Annotated in this window: 15 protein-coding genes; 9 read left to right on the top strand and 6 right to left on the bottom strand. The window is 70.7% G+C overall.

The window, feature by feature from the left end; translation table 11 throughout:
- Window positions 1-71 precede the first annotated feature (71 nt).
- Both ElP_RS28115 and ElP_RS28110 read right to left on the bottom strand, forming a co-directional pair.
- Window positions 72-446: an STAS domain-containing protein gene (locus ElP_RS28115; RefSeq protein ID WP_145275875.1), complete on the bottom strand. Its 375-nt coding sequence runs from the start codon at window positions 444-446 to the stop codon at window positions 72-74.
- 174 nt (window positions 447-620) lie between these two features.
- On the bottom strand, window positions 621-854 hold the full coding sequence (locus ElP_RS28110) for a hypothetical protein (RefSeq protein ID WP_145275873.1): 234 nt from the start codon (window positions 852-854) through the stop codon (window positions 621-623).
- A 380-nt stretch (window positions 855-1,234) separates the two neighbouring features.
- Between ElP_RS28110 and ElP_RS28105 the strand changes: the two genes are divergently transcribed.
- Window positions 1,235-2,152, top strand: a complete 918-nt coding sequence (locus tag ElP_RS28105) for a dihydrodipicolinate synthase family protein (RefSeq protein WP_145275871.1) — start codon at window positions 1,235-1,237, stop codon at window positions 2,150-2,152.
- 102 nt (window positions 2,153-2,254) lie between these two features.
- On the opposite strand, the gene ElP_RS28100 is transcribed toward ElP_RS28105, so the two are convergent.
- Complete coding sequence (locus tag ElP_RS28100; protein WP_145275869.1) at window positions 2,255-3,814, bottom strand: hypothetical protein; 1,560 nt, start codon at window positions 3,812-3,814, stop codon at window positions 2,255-2,257.
- Window positions 3,815-4,862: 1,048 nt separating this feature from the next.
- On the opposite strand from ElP_RS28100, the gene ElP_RS28095 reads away from it, so the two are divergent.
- The 7 genes from ElP_RS28095 (at window position 4,863) to ElP_RS28065 (ending at window position 11,736) form a co-directional block, all read left to right on the top strand.
- On the top strand, window positions 4,863-5,750 hold the full coding sequence (locus ElP_RS28095; protein WP_145275867.1) for a peptidoglycan-binding domain-containing protein: 888 nt from the start codon (window positions 4,863-4,865) through the stop codon (window positions 5,748-5,750).
- A gap of 1,114 nt (window positions 5,751-6,864) precedes the next feature.
- Window positions 6,865-7,518 carry a cysteine hydrolase family protein gene (locus tag ElP_RS28090; protein WP_145275866.1) on the top strand — a complete coding sequence of 218 codons (654 nt, stop codon included), beginning with the start codon at window positions 6,865-6,867 and terminating at the stop codon, window positions 7,516-7,518.
- 411 nt (window positions 7,519-7,929) lie between these two features.
- The gene (locus tag ElP_RS28085) at window positions 7,930-8,112 is read left to right on the top strand and encodes a hypothetical protein (RefSeq protein ID WP_145275865.1); all 183 of its coding nucleotides are present in this window, start codon (window positions 7,930-7,932) and stop codon (window positions 8,110-8,112) included.
- Between the two features lie 98 nt (window positions 8,113-8,210).
- Window positions 8,211-9,251, top strand: coding sequence for a DUF1559 domain-containing protein (locus ElP_RS28080; protein WP_145275864.1), 1,041 nt, complete (start codon window positions 8,211-8,213; stop codon window positions 9,249-9,251).
- 245 nt (window positions 9,252-9,496) lie between these two features.
- Window positions 9,497-10,324 carry a gluzincin family metallopeptidase gene (locus tag ElP_RS28075; RefSeq protein WP_231749291.1) on the top strand — a complete coding sequence of 276 codons (828 nt, stop codon included), beginning with the start codon at window positions 9,497-9,499 and terminating at the stop codon, window positions 10,322-10,324.
- Between the two features lie 78 nt (window positions 10,325-10,402).
- A complete protein-coding gene (locus ElP_RS28070; protein WP_145275863.1) occupies window positions 10,403-11,380 on the top strand; it encodes a PLP-dependent cysteine synthase family protein in 978 nt (325 codons plus the stop codon).
- The gene (locus ElP_RS28065; RefSeq protein WP_145275862.1) at window positions 11,377-11,736 is read left to right on the top strand and encodes a hypothetical protein; all 360 of its coding nucleotides are present in this window, start codon (window positions 11,377-11,379) and stop codon (window positions 11,734-11,736) included. Before ElP_RS28070 ends, ElP_RS28065 begins: the two co-directional genes overlap by 4 nt.
- An 84-nt stretch (window positions 11,737-11,820) precedes the next feature.
- Here ElP_RS28065 and ElP_RS28060 read toward each other — a convergent pair whose 3' ends face one another.
- The 3 genes from ElP_RS28060 to mobA form a co-directional block, all read right to left on the bottom strand.
- Entirely contained in the window at window positions 11,821-12,369 is a 549-nt protein-coding gene (locus tag ElP_RS28060) for an ECF-type sigma factor (RefSeq protein ID WP_145279042.1), read from the bottom strand.
- Complete coding sequence (locus ElP_RS28055; RefSeq protein WP_145275861.1) at window positions 12,366-15,962, bottom strand: protein kinase domain-containing protein; 3,597 nt, start codon at window positions 15,960-15,962, stop codon at window positions 12,366-12,368. Before ElP_RS28055 ends, ElP_RS28060 begins: the two co-directional genes overlap by 4 nt.
- A gap of 302 nt (window positions 15,963-16,264) precedes the next feature.
- Window positions 16,265-16,867, bottom strand: a complete 603-nt coding sequence (gene mobA / locus ElP_RS28050; protein ID WP_145275860.1) for a molybdenum cofactor guanylyltransferase — start codon at window positions 16,865-16,867, stop codon at window positions 16,265-16,267.
- Between the two features lie 116 nt (window positions 16,868-16,983).
- On the opposite strand from mobA, the gene ElP_RS28045 reads away from it, so the two are divergent.
- Entirely contained in the window at window positions 16,984-18,345 is a 1,362-nt protein-coding gene (locus ElP_RS28045; RefSeq protein WP_145275859.1) for a DUF1501 domain-containing protein, read from the top strand.
- Window positions 18,346-18,593: the final 248 nt, after the last annotated feature.

Genomic DNA, 18,593 nt, shown 5'->3' with positions numbered 1-18,593 from the left:
TCGATCCTCCCGGATCCCATCATCGGCGCCGCCCCGCCACCCGTCAACCGAGGTCGAGGCGGGCCGGGCGATCAGTCGCTCTGCAGGGCGGCCATGGCCTCGGCCCGGCTGGCGTACATCGGCCAGACGATGTCGAGGGAGGTGATCCGCAGCAATTCCCTCGCCCGGGTGGACACGCCGGCCAGGACCATCTGGCCGCCCTTGACCAGGACCGACTTCCAGCAGCGCAGCAGCAGGCTCAGGAAGCTGGAGCCGAAGTAGTCGACCCCTTCGAGGTCGACGATCACCAGCGGCATGGGATCCTGGGTGATGGGGGCCAGCAGTAGTTGGCTGACCGCGTCGGAGGTCGACAGGTCGAGGTCCTCGAGCCGGGGGGCGGGGATGATGATCAGGACATCGCCCCGCCGCTCGATCGTGAACCCGTCCTCGGGGTTGGTGGCCGTCATCTCGTGGTGCTACCTGCCGGGGGCCCGGTGGGGCGGACGATCGCGATGACCATCGCGCCGGATCGCCCCATTCCAGCCTAGGACCCCGGGGCGTCCGGTACAAGGGGAGCCCCGGCCCGATCGGCCTGCGAGGGGCCGCGCCGCCCCCCCGGCGGGCCCGGGGGCCGACGCCCCTCAGGCCGAGGGCCGGTAGTCCGAGAAGGCGCGGACCACCTCGAACAGGTCGTTGCTGACGAGCAGCTCGTCCTCCTCGAAGTCCCGGAGCCAGACGAAGTTGTCCCGATAGGCCTGGGCCAGCAGCGGGTAGAGGTCCGACAGCCGGATCGGCCGGCCCGGGGAGGCCGACTCGGCCTCGACCTCGGGCTCGTCCTGGGGGCGGGGATAGATACGAAGTCGGGGAGTGGGCATCGGATCTCCTCCTCCGAGCGGGTCGGATCGTCCCGGGGAGCGGACCCGGCCCCGACGAGTCGGGCCGGCGCGGCTCCGGGATGACGGCCTCGAGGCGATCGGGCGACGTCCCCGCCCGGCCGCCGGGAACGAGGGTGCGGCCGAGCCCGCCCCCCGGATCCACCGGCGGGGCGACTCGCCGTTCGACGACAGCTCTTCCTTCGGCCGGCGGGGCGGCCCGACATCACCGTTTCCGGCCCGACCCCGGCCCGGCCGACCGATCCCACCCGGCCGGCCCCCCCGGGCCGTCGCCCCGGGGCGTGGCGGACGGCCGACCCGCCTGTCATACTGGCGGATCTCACCCGCATCCCCGCCGTCATGGTCCGCCCGGAGCCCCCCCGATGGAACTGCCCCACCTGCACGGCATCGTCCCCCCGCTGGCCTCCCCCGTCGGCCCCGACGACGCGATCGACGCCGCCGCCCTCCGCAAGCTCGCCGGGTTCCTGATCGACTCCGGGGTCCACGGGCTCTGGGTGATGGGCACGACCGCCCGGTTCGACCTGATCACCGACGCCGACGCCCGGACGGCGGCCGAGACGGTGGTCGAGGTCAACGCCGGCCGGGTCCCGCTCGTGCTGAACGTCTCCGACATGGGGACCCGCCGGACCCTCGAACGCGCCTCCCGGCACGACGACCTCCCCTTCGACTACTACGCCGCGCTGCCGCCCTGGTACCAGCCCTTCTCCGGCGGCGAGGTGATGGGCTACTTCTACGCCCTGGCCGACGCGCTGGCCCGCCCGCTGGTCATCTACAACGCCCCCTGGGTCTGCAACCAGCTCAGCTTCGACCAGATCCGGACCCTGGCCGAGCACCCCCGGATCGTCGGCGTCAAGGACGTGAACCCGAGCCTCTTCCGGACCCAGGACTGGACCGTCCCCGCCCGTCGCGAGCGGGACTTCACCTACCTGCACGGCTCCGACCTGATCGGCACCTCCACGGCGCTGGGCGCCGACGGCTTCGTCCCGGCGATCGGCAACGCCTTCCCCGAGCTGACCGTCGCCCTCTGGGACGCCGCCCGGGGCGGGGACGAGGCCCGGGCCTTCCGGCTCCAGAACCAGCTCACCCGGCTCGCCCGGGCCCTCTCCTTCGGCGGGATGCTCGCCTGCCTGGAGGCCTGCTGCCGGCACCGGGGGCTCCTCGACCGCATGCTCCCCTGCCCGATGGCCTCACTCGACCCCGAGGCGACGCGCCGGGTCGTCCGGGCGATCGAGGAGGCCGGCTTCCTCCCCGAGCCCGCCCCCGAAGGCGTCTCCGCCTGATCGGACGACACGCCCCGGTTCGGGGCCGAGGCGCCGGATGCCTGATGCGGCCGGGGGCCCGGCTGGCCGGTGCCCGGCCATCGGGGGCTGGCGGTGCGTGGGTCATCGTCCGGCCTCCCCCGGCAGGGGCCGGCCCCGATCCCCCGGGCGGGACGGCCCGACCGGGGGCCGATCGGGGCGCCCGGCGGGGGGAGGGATCGGGCCGGTGCGCGCGCCGGGGGCCGGGGCGGGGTCGGCGGGGCGTTTCCGCAACATCGAGTCGAGAAAGCGATTGCGTCGGGAATTGGGTTGGGATTCGCCCGCCGAATTGGGTTCGCTCCGCTTCGGCGCACCGGCCGACTCCGGCCGGGACGCGGCGACCGGAGCCGCGACGCCCGACGGGCCGGTGGGGGGGGCTTCGGAGCCGGGGAGGGCCGGGGCGACGACCCGATCGGGGCGATTCGGTGCGGCGGGGGAGGGAGTGGACCCCCCGGTCTCCTCCCGGGAGACCGGGCCGGGGAATGCCGGATCGGGGGCGTGGTCGGCCGACGGGCCCGGGGAGGCCGGCGACCTCGGCCCGGGACCTTCCGGGACGTCCGGGTCGGGCCGGGCGGTGTCCGAGGCCGAGTCGATCCCCAGATCGGTGACGGCGACGGTCGGGACCGCGCCGATCCGCTCGAAACCCGGCGGGGCCGGGTCGGCGTCGACCTCGCACCACCAGCCGCCCCCCACCGGGGCGCGGGGGATGCTGCTATGGCGGGCCTCCTTCGACAGCTCCAGCAGCTCCCGGCGCCGACGGTCCCGCAGGTTCAGGAACAGCCGGACGGTGGCGTTGGCCGCGCGGTCGGCCGCCACCTCGTAGCGGTGCATCAGCTGGCCCTCGCCCGACGGGTCGGCCGCCGCGGCCTGCAACGCAATGGCCCGGCCCTCGGGCCCTTCCACCTCCTCCCAGGACTCGGCCCGCAACCCTTCGAGCCGCCGCACCTGCTCGGCCACGAACCGGCTCAGGGCGGCCCGGGCGTGCGCTGGCTCGGTGGGCAGCGATCCCTCGGCCTCCAACCGGGGCAGCGCCGTCACCTGCGTCGGCGACGCGGCGGCGGCCAGGATCCAGAGCCGTCGGACCTCCCGATTCGCGTCGGGGCCGGGCAAGCACTCCGGGAAGCCGAGCAGCGCTTGCGCCCTCAGCACCGTCCGCTGGTCCCAGCCCTGGCCCAGTTGCAGCGGGGCGTCCAGCGATTGCCACCGGCGGATCAGCCAGTCGCAGCCGAAAGCCGTCCCCTCCAGGTCGAGCACCGTGTTGCTGGGATCCCGGGCCAGATCCTGGGCCTTGCGGCGGGCCCGGGCCTGGCCACGCTTCTCCCAGTCGCCCAGGGCCTTCAAGGCCGCCTCTCGGTGGGTCTGCTCGCGGGCGCGCTCGATCCGCTCCAGCTTCACCGAGCAGACGGCGGCGCGGCGGGCGAGGTGGCGCTCGACGACGTTGGCCGGGCCCATCTCGTGGTCCCAGCGGGCGAGCTGGGCCTCGAAGGCGGCGCGGTCCTCCTCGGGGACGACGACCTCGGCGGCCAGCCCGTGGACCAGGCCGTTGCGGCGGCTTCGGAGCTTGCCCGCGGCGGTCCTGGGTCCGGTGGAGCGGAGGGCGTTGCGGCGGTTGGCGGCGACCTGCTTCTCGGAGGGCGTCTTCATCGCAGAGGATCTCAAGAGGTGCCCGGGCCAGTCTTCGGCCCGGCCGCGCCGGTGGGGGACCGCCTCGTCCCGCCCGATCGGCGTCGGCCGTACACCCTTAAGATCAGGGAATCGGGCCCCGGCAGACACTTTTTCTCCCGACCGGGGCGAGAAAGGACCTCGGCCTCGACCCGATCCGCCTCTCGCCTGCGTGACACGGGTTTCGCCGGAGCTCCGGCCCGGCAACGGCGGGGCCATCGGCACCCGGTCTCGTCCGTCCGCCGGTGCCCCCGACCGCCTCGCTGGGCGAATCCGTCGGTTTCGGCTGCACCGCCGTTTCCCCGGGGCCCGGCCGCGTAATCCCGGGATTCGCTTGCATCGCCGCAAGATACCCTTCACAATGCGACCTGGGCGGGATTATACGACGGATGTCGTGTTGTTTCACGACAATGACGCCGTCGACACACAAGGTTAGTCGCTCATGCCCCGGTGGGGCACCCTGAGAGCATGAAAATGGTCAAGCTGGGCGGTCTATAGCCGAGGCTGTTCGTCATTTTCACAGCAGGCGGCGGGTGGCTTGCCCACCAGCGCTGTTGACAAGCTTAAATAAGCAATGGCGGGCAAGCCACCAGTGCCACCCGCCGCAAGGCCGTAACCGGCACATCCCCCGCGAGAGAACGGCCGCCGACCTCGGAGCAGGGGGCCGACGGCCGGAAATATTCAGCACATTGTCGGGCATTTCCCACCTCTTGCGTCATAATAATAGCCTTGAAGATAGCAGACGGATAAGAAGATCTCCTTAATGTGTACATTTGTTCGTGATCGCGGCGTCTGCCCTGAAAGGCGTAGGCGTGCGGGAGGGCGACCGAGTCATTGCGGTACGCGCCAGACGTTCATAATTCCGACGCGGATCGACCCGAGTCCACCCCGCCATTCTCCGGGCGGGTGGCTGGGGTCCTTTCGGCGACGAGCAGGGCCTGCAGCCGCTGGCACTCGTCGGCTGTCAGCGCCACCGTGCACTTCTTCAATGTTGTGATGCCCCGAATACGGGGGGGGAAGGAAGACCAAGATGGGCCTGGGTTCCAAACTGCTCACGAAACCGACAACGGACCCGAAGCTCGAGAACTGTCTGGTCCGAGACGCCGCTCACATCACGCGGGGCTCCCGCGGCGACCACGTCAAGAGAATCCAGACCGCCCTGCAGGTGTCGCGGCGCTACGTGTTGCAGGTGGGCGAGGCCATTGCGGTCGATGGCGAATACGGTACCCTGACGGCCAACGCGGTCAAGGCGTACAAGAATTCGAAGACCCCGAAGATCACCCAGCCGTCCCAGCAGACGGCGGACGACATCGTCGGCAAGCGGACCATCCAGAGACTCGACAAGGACGTGGCCGCCCTAGAGGCGCGGAGTAATCTGGTCTCCATTACGGAGCTAGGCGACACCCACGACCACAGTCAGTGTCCGGCCTCTGGGTTCTCGGGCGTGGTGCTGGGGGACGGCCGCGTGCATCACGAGGCCCTCCCAATCAACCCGCGGCGGACCGGGCTCATGATCTCCATCGGTGGCGAAGGCGAAGCGAGCTATCTCGGCTTCCAGGACGTGACGCTCCACGACCTCGGCTCGGAGCAACGGAAACGGCGGATTACAGCGGGGCCGTTTAACCGGGTCCCGCCCAACTCCGTCAGCGACATCTGCGTCCGCGACGCTCCTCTCTCGAAAAAGCCCGCGGGGGGGGACGCCAGCTCGGCGACGTTCGAGGAGGCCGCGCGAGAGCTTCGGCGGATCGCCCAGCCGGGGTGCCGGCTCACCTTCGCCTCGAACGATTTCACGGTGCAAAGGATGATCCCGAATCTCCTCACGCTGGGGACGATCATCGAATTTCACCTCATCCGCGACCCCGATCCGAAGAGCAAAGATGGGCTTCACCATACCGTGGCGGTGGTCGTGATACGCTGAACTCCGGGCAAGCTCCACGGGCGGGTGGCTGTGGCGGAGTCCTCGACGCCACGGCCGAGTGACCAGCCGCCGTGGCGTCGAGGACTCCGCCACAGCCACCCGCCGACGGTTCGCCTCGATCTGCTTCTGCGACGGCGTGCCCATGACCGTACCCCAGCGTGTTGATTCGGCGGGGTGGCACTGGCGGGCGATGGGTGCTAATGTCTGGGTTTCACTGGCTCCGCCAGTGCTCCGGTCGGGCCCGGCACTGGCGGAGCCAGTGGCACCCAAAGGGGCGGCCGACCGACCGCCTAACCCGCGGTTGCAGCGGACCCCGGCCGCCGCGGTCGGCATCCGGAGACATCCAGGCCATCGGTCGGCGGCCGGGTCTGCTGAACCTTCACGTTTGGCGGCGGGGGCGAATGGCCTGGGGCAGGGGCAGGGGACAAATGCGATTGAAGGTGCGTTCGTTGATGGCCGCCGTCGCACTCGCGGCCATCGCTTTGTCCCTGGCCACCTTCGCCATCCGTTCGGCGCGGTACCGTGAACTCGCATGGCATCATCACCAAGTCCTGGTGAACTTGAAGATGGGGCCGGCTCGGGCGCGGTATCACTCGGCGATGTTCGAGAAGTATTGGGCGGCCTCGCGGTGTCCTTGGTTCAAGGTCCTTCCCGATCCCTCGCCTCCACCGTCCTGAGGCGACGCGCCTAACCTCGCGCCGCGGCGGACCCGGCCCGCCGCGGCGCTTCGTGGTAACAGCAAGCTCTGTCTCGGCGGGCCGGTCCGCTGAGCTTGGGCGTGATGCCGACCGCCGACCCGCCTCGACCCGACCCGGTGTCGGGCCGACGGTCGCGGGCGACGGCCCGACCGACATCGTTGTTAAGATCAGGAAATTGGGGCTCCGCAGTCGCATTTTCTCCCGGAAGGCGTCGAGCGGGCCTCCGACGGTCCCCGCCGGGCACGATCCGGGGGCCCGGGACCCCGGGCGGGGCCTCGGGGACGGGGCCGGGGGAGGGCGGTGCGGAACGGGGTTTGCCAGGCTCCCCGGGGGCCGTCGCCCGGCGGTCATCGCGCGGTCCGACGTCGGGCCGGGGGACACCTCGGGCGGGGCGGGCGAGGGGGGGACGGGTGGCCATGAAAAACGACGACCTCCACGGCAACGCGCCCGACGAGGCCGGTGTCGCGCTGCTGCTGATCGACGTCATCAACGACCTCGACTTCCCTGACGGCGAGCAGTTGCTCGGGCACGCCCTGCCGATGGCCCATCGGATCGTGGCGCTGAAGCGGGAGGCCCGGCGGCTCGGCATCCCGGTCGTCTACGTCAACGACAACTTCGGGCGCTGGCAGTCGAACTTCCATGCACAGGTCGAACATTGCCTGCGCGACGACGTGCCCGGCCGGCCGATCGTCGAGCTGCTGGCGCCGGGCGAGGAGGACTACTTCGTGCTGAAGCCGAAGCACTCCGGCTTCTTCTCGACCACGCTGGACATCCTGCTCGAATACCTGAAGGCGGAGTCGCTGATCCTGACGGGGATCGCGGGCAACATCTGCGTGCTGTTCACGGCGAACGACGCCTACATGCGGGATTTCTCCCTGTTCGTGCCGGGCGACTGCGTGGCGTCGAACACCGAGGAGGAGAACCGGTACGCCCTGGAGCAGATGGGCCGGGTGCTGAAGGCCGACACCCGCCCGTCGACGGAGCTGGACCTCGGGGGATTCGCCCGGCCGGCGGCGCGGGCCCCGGGCGGGCGCCGATCGGGGGGGCGGGGGACGGGGGGCGACGGTTAAGTCGCCCTGGATGGGTCGATCGGTTCGCGGGTCGCCCCCGGCCCGCCGACTCGGGACGAGGTCCCGAGTTCGAGGGGGCGGGGAAAGTCACCCAGCGGGTCGTGGGTGCGTGTGCACTTCTGGGCGTGTGGTTGTGCAGGCGTGATCCGGCGAATTCGGCCGTCCGGATCGTGGATCCGGTGGGAATTACGCGGCCTGTGAGTTGCGTGCGGCTTCTTTGCCGGGGATGATCTCAATCGGTCCGACCCGGCTCGCCGAGACGAGTCGAGACCGATCACCTAACGGCAACTCGCCCTCCCGGGTCGGTGGGCGGGTAGGCCCCGGCTGGTGCCCCCGACACGTTCCCCGGATCGGGGAGGCTCGGGGCCGCCCCGTCGTCGTCCGGCCCGTTTCGAACGGAGTCAGAGAGTCATGGTCCGTCCCAGATCCATCGTCCCGACCCTCGCGCTGGCGGCCTCCCTCGGGTTGCTGGGGGGATGCGGCGGGGGCGCGGACGTCGAACAGGTCGAGATGTCTCCCGAGGCCAAGAAGGCCGACACGGCCGGCCAGGACGCGATGCGGGAGTACATGTCGGGGCCGCCCAAGGGGCAGTAAGGGCGCCGGCGCCCGCGGCCCGGCCCGTCGTCACCGATCGCCCCGAGGATCTCGAGGGGATGCCCGTCACGAACACTCCCATTTCCCGGAGGTCAAATATGCGTCTCGAACGTCGCCGAGGATTCACCCTGATCGAGCTGCTGGTGGTGATCGCCATCATCGGGGTGCTGATCGCCCTGCTCCTGCCGGCCGTCCAGGCGGCCCGGGAGGCCGCCCGACGCGCCCAGTGCACCAACAACCTGAAGCAGATGGGCCTGGGCATCCACAACTACCACTCGGCCATCGGGACCTTCCCGATGGGCAACGCCCGGGCCTTCGAGTCCCCCGGCGTGATCACCGACTGGGGGACCTTCAGCGCCCACTCCATGCTGCTGCCCTACCTGGAGCAGAATGCGCTGTACGACTCCTGCAACTTCGACTGGAACATCTGGTACGAGTGGGGCTTGCAGATCAACGCGACGGTCTGGAACGTGAAGGTATCGGCCTTCCTCTGCCCCTCCGACGGCAACGCCGGCCAGGACCACCTGAATAATTACCACGGCAGCTTCGGGACCGGCACCCAGCCCTGGTCGGAACGGACCAACGGGATCTTCGCGCCGAGGTTCACGGCCTACGGCGTGCATTCGATCACCGACGGGACCTCGAACACGATCGCCTTCGTCGAGGCGCTGACGGGGGACTACGGCAACCTCCGCCAGAAACACCGGCAGATGGCCTCGGGCGTGCCCGGGGGCAACGTGGATTCCCAGCCCTACGTCCTCTCCGACGCGAGGCAGAACTTGCCGGCGGTCATGGCGCAGGCCCAGGCCTGCATGGACCGGATCCAGACGACGCCGGGGGGCAACTCCAATCGGGGGTTCCGCTGGCAGACCGGGTCGCCGGGCCTGACGCTGACGAACATCATCCTGACGCCGAACTCGACGCAGTACCCGTTCTCCTCCTGCCGATGGGATTGCGGCGAGGGCTGCGGGACCGACTTCGGCCACCTGCACGTCCCTTCCAGCGCGCACCCGGGGGGCGTGAACGTCTGCTTCGCGGACGGCTCGATCCGGTTCGTGAAGGATTCGGTGGCGCAGACCGTGTGGATGTCGCTGGGCTCCCGGGACGGGGGCGAGGTGGTGTCCGCGGATCAGTATTAATTGATCGATCGGTCGGCCGTCGTCGGGGCACCGGGGGGGACCCCGGTGCCCCCCGGCGTCGGGGTCGATCGGTCGGGAGGCCCGAAGGGCGGGGTGACAGGATCGGGTCGATCTGCTAAAGTCCCGGGCCGTCGCGGCCGAAGGCGTGAGTCGGCGGGCGCGGCGATCGAGGCGGAGGCGGGGACGGGATCGATTCGAGGCGGGCCCAAGAGGGGCCCGCGGTGCCGGTCAGGGAGGACTCGGGCATGGGTTTGCGCCCCCGGACCCGGAGGGGGGGCCGCCGCGCGATGGCGGCCCTGGCGCTGGCGATCCTGCCGATGATGGCGGGCGCGTCGGCACGGTCGACGAACTTCACGGTCGAGGCGCCCTCGACGGAGGTCGCCCGGCAGGTGGCCAGCTACGCCGAGCATTATCGCCGGGTCGTCGCCCGGCAGTGGATCGGCGAGGAGCTGCCGGACTGGCCCCGGCCGTGCGCCGTCCGGATCAAGATCACCGGGGGGGAGGCGGGCGGGGTCACCTCGTTCGGCTTCGCCCGGGGGAAGGTGGTCGACCAGGAAATGAGTTTGGAGGGGAGGATCGACCGGATCCTGGCCTCGGCCCTGCCCCACGAGGTGACGCACACGATCTTCGCCGCCTACTTCGGCGGCCCGCTGCCGAGGTGGGCCGACGAGGGGGCCTCGCTGCTGAGCGAGGACCGCCGCGAGCGCCTGCGGCACGAGCGGTTCGCCTCGGACCTGCTGACCCGGAGCGGGGGTTGGCGGCTGCCGGACCTGTTCTCGATCGAGGAGTACCCGAGCGACCTGATGGGCTTCTACGGCCAGGGATACTCGGTCTCCCGGTTCCTGGTGGAGATGGGGGGGAGGCCCCGGTTCCTCGCTTTCCTGAGGGACGGGATGGCCGGCGGCTGGGACGCCGCCACGAAGGCCCACTACGGCTTCAGCAACGCGAAGGAGCTGGACCGGGCATGGCGGTCGTGGCACAGCGTGGCCTCCCACGACTTGCCGAGGGACGACTCGCACGGCGATCGGCTGGTCGTCCGGGCGCAGTCGCCGGAGGGGGCCGACACGCGGTAAGATCGACCGGGAATGAGGGCGGGCCCGGGATCGACCGGGCCCCGGTCACACCCATTCCCCCGGCCCGGCCACCGCACCATGAATCCACCGCCGCCGCTGGCAGGATCGATCCTGGAGACGATCGGCAACACGCCGCTGGTCGAGCTTCGGAGGTTGTCGACGCGACTCGGCCTGACCGGCCGGCTGCTGGCGAAGCTGGAATACTTCAGCCCGGGGGCGAGCAAGAAGGACCGGGTGGCGCTGGAGATCGTCCGCACGGCGAAGGCGGACGGCAGCCTCGCCGAGGGCCAGGCGGTCGTCGAGCTGACCAGCGGCAACACCGGGACGGGCCTGGCGATCGTCTGCCGGGCGCTGGGGCACCCCTTCGTGGCGGTGATGTCGAGGGGCAACAGCGTCGAGCGGGCGAGGATGATGGCGGCGCTAGGCGCCGAGGTGGTGCTGGTCGACCAGGCCCCGGGGTCGTTGCCGGGACGGGTCTCCGGCGAGGACCTCGCGCGGGTGGACGAGGTGGCCGGGCGGGTCGTCGCCGATCGCGGGGCGTTCCGGGCCCGGCAGTTCGAGCGCGAGGGCAGCGTCCTGGCCCACGAGCGGCACACCGGGCCGGAGCTCTGGGAGCAGTCGGGGGGGGACCTCGACGCCTACGTCGACTGCCCCGGCACGAGCGGGTCGCTGACCGGCGTGGCCCGGGCCCTGAAGGCCAGGGACCCCGCGATCCGGGTCTTCGCCGTCGAGCCGGGCGGCGCCGCCGTGCTCGCCGGGCACCCGCCGACGGACCCGGGCCACCGGATCCAGGGGGCCGGCTACGCCAGGTCCGGGGCCGACCTGCCGCTGTTCGACCCCGGCCTCGTCGACGGCTACTTGACGGTCGGCGACGAGGAGGCGATCGGGGCGGCCCGGATGCTCGCGGAGGAGGAGGGGATCTTCGCCGGGTTCTCGACCGGCGCCCACCTGGCGGCGGCGATCCGACTGCTCGGCGGGGAGGCCGAGGGGGCGTCGATCGCCTTCCTCGCCTGCGACGGCGGGTTGAAATACCTGTCCACGGATCTTTATCCGTGAGGGGCGACCGGGTGGGGCCGGATCGGGGGCCGTCCCGGGCGCTCTTGATCGGCGGGGCGATGGGCTTGGTGGCGGCGATCGGCGCCTGGGCGGCGGTGGCCATCGGGACGGCCACGGTCTTCGAGGTCGGGCCGAACCTCGGGAGTCCGTTTGAGAATTATCGGTTCATCGCCTCGTCGAGCCGATTCTCGGCGGAAGTCGTCGGCGTGCTGACGATCTGGCTGACCTACCGGGACGCCCGGGGGATGGCCCTCAGGCCGACCCGGCTCTCGGTGCGAGGGCTGATGGGGATCACGGGGGCGATCGGGCTGGCCTCGGCCCGGTTCTCGGCGCTGTTCGGCGCCTGGCTGGAGTAGTGTTCTCATCCAAACGAGGATATATCGAAATGACGGACCATGAAACGCGGTGTCGTCTCGGAGCGGGGAGGGATCGACGGTGATTCAGGACTCACCGAGCGCGACGGCGAGCCAGGCGCGGGCGAAGGCCCACCAGGTGTCCGCGGTCCGGGAGGAGACGCCGAGCGCCTGGGCACACTCGTCGAGCGTCAGGCCGGCGAAATACCGGAGTTGCACCAGTTCGGCCTGACTCGGATATTCGACGGCCAGACGGCTCAACGCCTCGTCGAGCGCCTCGAGCCTTGCGTCCGTCGGGGCGATGGCCGGGTGGTTCGGATCGAGTTCGACACGCCGGGCCTGCCCGCCCCGCTTGGCGGCGTTGCGAGCCCGGGCGTGATCGACGAGGATGCGCCGCATGGCCCGGGCGGCCGCCCGCAGGAAATGGCTGCGCGACTCGAACGACTGCCCGCCGGTCAGCCGCGCGTAGGCTTCGTGGACGAGCGCCGTGGCGTCGAGCGTGTGCCCCGGCTTCTCGTTCGCCATCTTCGCGGCGGCGAGCCCACGCAGCTCGTCGTAGACCAGGGGCAGCAACTCCGCGGCGGCGTGCGGGTCGCCGCGGTGGGCCGCGTCCAGGAGTCGCGAGACGTCCGTCATGGCGAGCTCGATCCCGGGAGCGGCGTGCCGTCGAACACGCAGACGCCGCCCCTCAGATCCGTCCCGACGATCCACCGACCGTCCGGGCTGAACCGGACGGACTCGGCGCCGACGTCGGGCCTCAGGGTGATGAGCTCGTCGCCCGTCGCCGCGTCCCACAGCTTCCAGGTCTGGTCCCGGGTGACCGTGAGGATTCGGTCGCCGTTCGGGCTGAAGTAAGGCTCCCGCATGTCCCCGACGCCCGCGAGGGAGACGATCTCCCTCCCGGTCTCGACGTCCCACACGATGGCACGATTGTCGCCGCCGAGGGTCACGATCCGCGTGCCGTCGGGGAGGAGCCACGCGTGGCCTTCCCTGACCGTTCGGATCTTCCTCCCGGTCCGGACGTCCCATTCGGTCACCGATCCCTCGTCGGCGGCGAGGATCCGCGTATCGTCGGGGCTGAAGGCGGAGGATACCTCGGCGAAGCGCCCGTCGAGCGTACGGAGGGGATCCCCGGTTCGCATGTCCCAGACCTTCATCCTTCGCCGCAAAATCCCATTTTCGAGGACTTGGTGCGAGGGATCCCCGCCCTCGGTGACGACCATCGACCCATCGGAACTGAACGAGGTCGGACTGCTTGAGGAACTCAGCCCTTTCAGCGTGTGCAAGATCTCCCCGGTCTGGACGTCCCACACCAACGCCAGCAGCCTCCGTTGGAAACAAACGGTGATGAGCCGAGTGCCCCGCGGATCGGGGCTGAATTCCGCGGAGTACACCACGCCGGCTTGTACGGGGAGGATGGAGGCGACCGTCTCCTCCCGGACGTTCCACACGCGGATCTCGGAAGGTCCCGGAGAGGTCAAGGGGCCTTGGTTCCAGACGACGGCAATCCGGGAACCGTCCCGACTGAAGGTGACGTCCCCGATGCGCCAACCGGATCCGTCGGGGCCGGTCTGCAGGAAGGCGAGCGGGCCAGGAGGCGGGTCCACGTCCCAGACCCGAGCCGTCTCGTCCCGGCTGGCGGTGAGGATGGACGCGCCGTCCGGGCTGAAACCGGCGCTACTCACCCGGCCCCGATGGCCGTTGAACGTCCTGATGAGGGCTCCGGTCCGGGCGTCCCAGAGCCTTGCCGAGGGGTCGCCCTCGTCGGCGGCGAGGAGTCGTTCGCCGTCCGGGCTGAAGGTCGCCGATCTCGCACCACGAAGGCCACCCCCTTGCAGGATGAGTGTCACCCTCCCGGTCTCGGCGTCCCAGATCTTCGCGGTCCCGTCGCTGCCGCCGCCGACCATGAAGATCCGCGTCCCGTCGGGACTGAACGCGACACGCGACCCCATGCGGAAGTCCTGGCCTTCGAGGGTTCGGATGAGTGTCCCGGTCTGGACGTCCCACAGCCTGGCGGACTTGCCATCCATGCCGAGGGTGAGGACTCGTGCGCCATCGGGACTGAACGAAACGGTGTCCCACTCCCCGACCAGCTCGTCGAGTGACCGTTCCTTCTTGCCGGACCTGGCATCCCAGAGCGTCGGCGACTCGAATACGGGAACGACGAGGAGACGCTTGCCGTCAGGGCTGAACACGGCGGATTGGAGGGCAGGCGACGTTTCCCCGGGGTCGATGGTGTATTCTTCCGCCCCGGTCCTGGCGTTCGACACGATGGCCTTCGCCAGGCCCACGAACATGCCCGCACCGGCCATGGTGAGGATCTGCGTGCCGTCACGACTGAACAGGCGGGTGTCGTGAAGGTTCGTGCCTCCTTCGAGCGTGAATTGCTCCGTCCCCGTCCGGGCGTCCCACACCTTCGTCGTCTCGTTTTTCCTCCCAGACGTGAGGATCTGCGAGCCATCGGGGCTGAACTCGGCGTAAGTCACGGAGTCCCCTTCGGCGTGCCCGTCGAGCGTATGGATGAGCGCCCCGGTCCTGGCGTCCCAGACCTTCGCCGTCTTGTCCTCGCTCGTCGTGACGATCCGCTCGCCGGTCGGATCGTACGCGGCGTATTCCACCCCGCCGGTGTGCCCTTCGAGCGAGAGCCGGTGGCCCGTGCGGCACAGGCGATCGAGGTAGTGCCACTCCCATCCGCGCAGCCCGGGCGGGGCCTTGTCGAGGAGCGAGATTGCGTTCACCGCGCTGCCGTCCCGCCACGACGACTCGGCTAATTGCATCGACCGGGCGTAATCGAGGCGGATCAGCCGCTCGCGCTCGTCCTCCAGGGCGCGATTGGCGTCGAGCGTCTCCCGGGCCCTGGTGGCGGCGACCTGCTCCTGCTCGATCGCCCTCCTGGCGCTCGCGGCCGCCGCTCGCTCCTGGTCGCGGGCCCGCCGCTCCGAACGCGCCGACATCGCGGCGAACGCCAGGCTCACGACGGTCGCGATCAGCAGCACCGCGGCGAACGACCCGGCCGTCAGGACCGCGCCTCGGTTCCTGCGATAGAGCTTCGCCAGCCGGTAGCCCAGGGTCGGCGGGCAGGCCTCGACCGTCTCGCCGGCGAGGAATCGCTGGATGTCTTTCGCGAGGCCGTTGGCCGTCTCGTAACGCCGCGTGCGGTCCTTCTCCAGCGTCTTCATGACGATCCAGTCGAGCTCCCCGCGCAGTTGCCTCGTGAGCCTAACCGGCTCCGTCTGCCGGCATGCGGCCAGCGACGGCAGCGTCCGGGTGGAGCTCAAACGCGTGCTCGGCCGGGGCGGCTCCTCTTCGCGGATGAGCCGCCGGATCTCCTCCCAGGCCGCTTGCTTGAAGCGGGCCTTCTCCAGCGGCGTCGTCCCGGTGAGCAGCTCGTAGAGCAGGACGCCCAGCGAATAGACGTCCGACCGCGTGTCGACGTCCAGGTTGTTGAGCTGCGCCTGCTCGGGAGACATGTAGAGCGGCGTCCCGATCACGGCCTCGTGGCTCGTGTGCAGCGTGCGGTCCGTGAGCCGCTGGTGCAGCGCCTTGGCGAGCCCGAAGTCGATGACCTTGGGGACCGGCCGGTCGTCGTACGGGGCCACCAGGATGTTCGAGGGCTTCAGGTCCCGGTGGATGATCCCCTTCTGATGCGCATGCTGAACGGCCGAGCAGGCCTGCACGAACAGGTCGAGCCGATCGGCGACGTTCATCCGCAGCGAGTCGCAATACTCGGTGATCGGGATGCCCTTCACGTACTCCATGACGAAGAACGGCCGACCGGCGTCGGTCAGGCCGCCGTCGAGCACCTTGGCGATGTTGGGATGGTCCATCATCGCCAGGGCCTGCCGCTCGGCCTCGAAGCGGGCCAGCACCGCCTTCGAATCCATCCCGGTCTTGATCAGCTTGAGGGCCACCTTGCGCCGGACCGGCTCGGTCTGCTCGGCGACCCAGACCGTCCCCATGCCCCCCTCGCCGATCTGCTCCAGCAGCTTGTACCGGCCGGCGATCACGGTGCCGACGAGCGACGATGCCCGGTGGTCTGCCGTCGGATCGTCCCGGTCGGCGCCGTTCGGGAGATCCAGGAGCTGGTGGGAACGGTCGTGCTGGTCCAGCAGCAAGTCGAGGCGTTGACGCAACTCCGCCCGGCCGGAACATTCGCGGTCGAGGTAGGCGACTCGTTCCGACCGATCGGGGATGGCGATGGCGGCGGCGAACAGGTCGAGTTCGTTCATCGGCTGGGTCCTCCGACTCACAAGGCGGATTCCACCGACGAAAGGCGCAGTCCTCTACAATGAATATTGGAATAATTGCCGACCGGGTCGATCCATCTCGTGGACGGGGTTCGCTCGATCGACGGTGGCCAGGGCGTCCGCATCGTAGAGTATCGCCCGACCCTGGCGGCGACCATTCACCGCCATCGCTGATGAGCCCGGCGAAGCCCTTGCTCATGTCGTTCGCGTCGGAGCAGGGGGAGTTCCGCACGGTGACGCCAGCGGCGGAAGGTCCACTCCTTCAGGGCATCGCGTTGGTAAGATCAGGACGGGCCGAGCAGGGCGTCGTAGTCCTCGGGTCGGTTGACGTTGCGGAGGGTCTGGAACCGGGGGTCGACGCCGGCCAGCTCCTCGGCGACGACGACCCGGGTCCGCAGTGACCTCGGCAGGAGCCCGAGCCGGGAGGCCCCCGAGTCGAGCAGGGCCAGGGCGGCCGGGGCGGCGGCCTCGGGGCGGTAGAGGGCGGCGAGGGGGTGCTCCCGGCCGTCAACGTGGGGGAGGACCAGGTCGAATTCGACCGAGGCCAGTTCCCGGAGCCGGTCGATCCAGCGGGGTTCCAGCATCGGGGCGTCGGCGGCGGCGGCGAAGGCCCACTCGACCCGACCGACCAGCGCCCCCAGCCCGGAGGCGATCCCCCGGAGCGGGCCGAGGTCGGGGACCGGGTCCCGGACGACCTCGACGCCCGGGGGCAGGGGGGGGAGGTCCTGGCCCGGGGCGGCCGAGACGACGACGATCGACGCCCGGGTGGAGGCGAGGCGGACGACCCGGCCGACGAAGGTCTCGCCGCCGATCGTCAGCCACTCCTTCGGCCGTCCCATCCGTCGGCTCATGCCGCCGCAGAGGACGATCGCGCCGAGCTGCTCCATGGCCGGGGTCCGATCGGGGGAGGGGAGGGGGGCGGGACGACCGCCGGGGCTTGACACAAGCCGGTTGGGGGTCGATTGTAACAGGCGAGAACCGGACGAGTCCCGGAGGGTTCGCGATGCTCACGATCTTCGGCGGCGGCGGTGCTCGGGATTGCGACGGGGTGACGCGGCGGAGTTTCCTCCGGGCGGGAGTGCTGGGGCTGGGGGGGCTGTCGCTGGCGGACCTGCTCCGGCTCCGGGCCTCGGGGGCGGCCTCGGCCGATCGGCAGCGGAGCGTGATCCTGCTCTGGTTGAGCGGGGGCCCCGGGCACATGGAGACCTGGGACCCCAAGCCCGAGGCGACCGAGGGCTTCCGGGGGCCCTTCGGCGCGATCCCGACGAGCGTGCCGGGCGTCCACTTCGGCGAGCTCCTGCCCGAGCAGGCCCGCCTGATGGACCGGCTCGCCGTGCTCCGGACGGTCAGCCACGGGACCGGGGACCACACCAAGGGCAACCACTGGATGCTCACCGGGTTCGAGGGCCCGGCCTTCAACGCGGCCGACAACCGGGTCCAGCGCCGGCCGGCGATGGGATCGGCGGTGGCCCGTCTGCTGGGGGAGCGGAGGCCGGGCACGCCCCCTTACGTCGCCGTGCCCCACCTGAGGGGGGGCACCGACAACCTGTTCCACTACGCGGCGTACCTCGGCGGCGGGGCCGACCCGTTCGTCGTCGAGTCGGACCCGAACGACCCGAAGTTCCGGGTGAAGAACCTCCAGCTGCCGGGGGAATTGAGCCTCGACCGGCTGGAGGACCGTCGGGCGTTGCTCCGCACGATCGACGGGCTGAAGCGGGGGGCCGATCCGATCGTCGCCGACCTGGACGCGCACTACGGCCGGGCCTTCGAGATGCTCTCGGGCCGGGAGGTGGCCGGGGCCTTCGACATCGCCTCGGAGCCGGACGAGATCCGGGATCGCTACGGGAGGCACACCTTCGGCCAGAGCGCCCTGATGGCCCGTCGGCTGGTCGAGTCGGGCGTGCCGTTCGTCACGGTCAACTGCGTGCCCTGGGACCACCACGGGACCGCCGGTCGCCTGAGGACCGAGGAGGGGGCCCGGCAGCTCATCCCGCCGCTGGACCGGGCCATCGGCGCCCTGATCGACGACCTGATCGCCCGAGGGCTTTACGAGTCGACCCTGGTCGTCGCCATGGGGGAGTTCGGCCGGACCCCCCGGATGAACAAGGAGGGGGGCCGGGACCACTGGGGCAAGACCTTCAGCGTGCTGATGGGCTGCGGCTCGATGCGGATGGGCCAGGTCGTCGGCCGGAGCAGCGACCGGGGAGAGTACGTCGTCGACCGGCCGATCGGCCCGCAGGACGTGGCCGCGACGGTCTACCACCACCTGGGGATCGACTCGCGCGCGGTCCTGTTCGAGGACCAGACCGGGAGGCCGATCCCGCTGATCGAGACCGGTGAGCCGATCCGGGAGTTGGTCGGCTGACCCGGCCGCCGGCCGGGGTCGGGCGTGTAGAAAATTCCCGGGAAACCTCGGTCGTCCTGGAACGATCGGCGTCGGCCCGATATGATCGGGTCGGGCGTGTCGCGCGTCTCGTTTCATGATTGTCCGATCCGGCCCTCCCGTGCGGAGATCTCGTTCAGGAGGGGGCGACCCGGGGGCCGGCCCCGCCGGCTCGCCCCGGGAGGGCGGGGGGATGTTCGGGCCGACCGGGCCCGTCCCGACGAGGTCGG

It is taken from the genome of Tautonia plasticadhaerens (assembly GCF_007752535.1).
Classification (GTDB): Bacteria; Planctomycetota; Planctomycetia; order Isosphaerales; family Isosphaeraceae; genus Tautonia; species Tautonia plasticadhaerens.
This window is presented reverse-complemented; position numbering and strand designations above follow the sequence as displayed.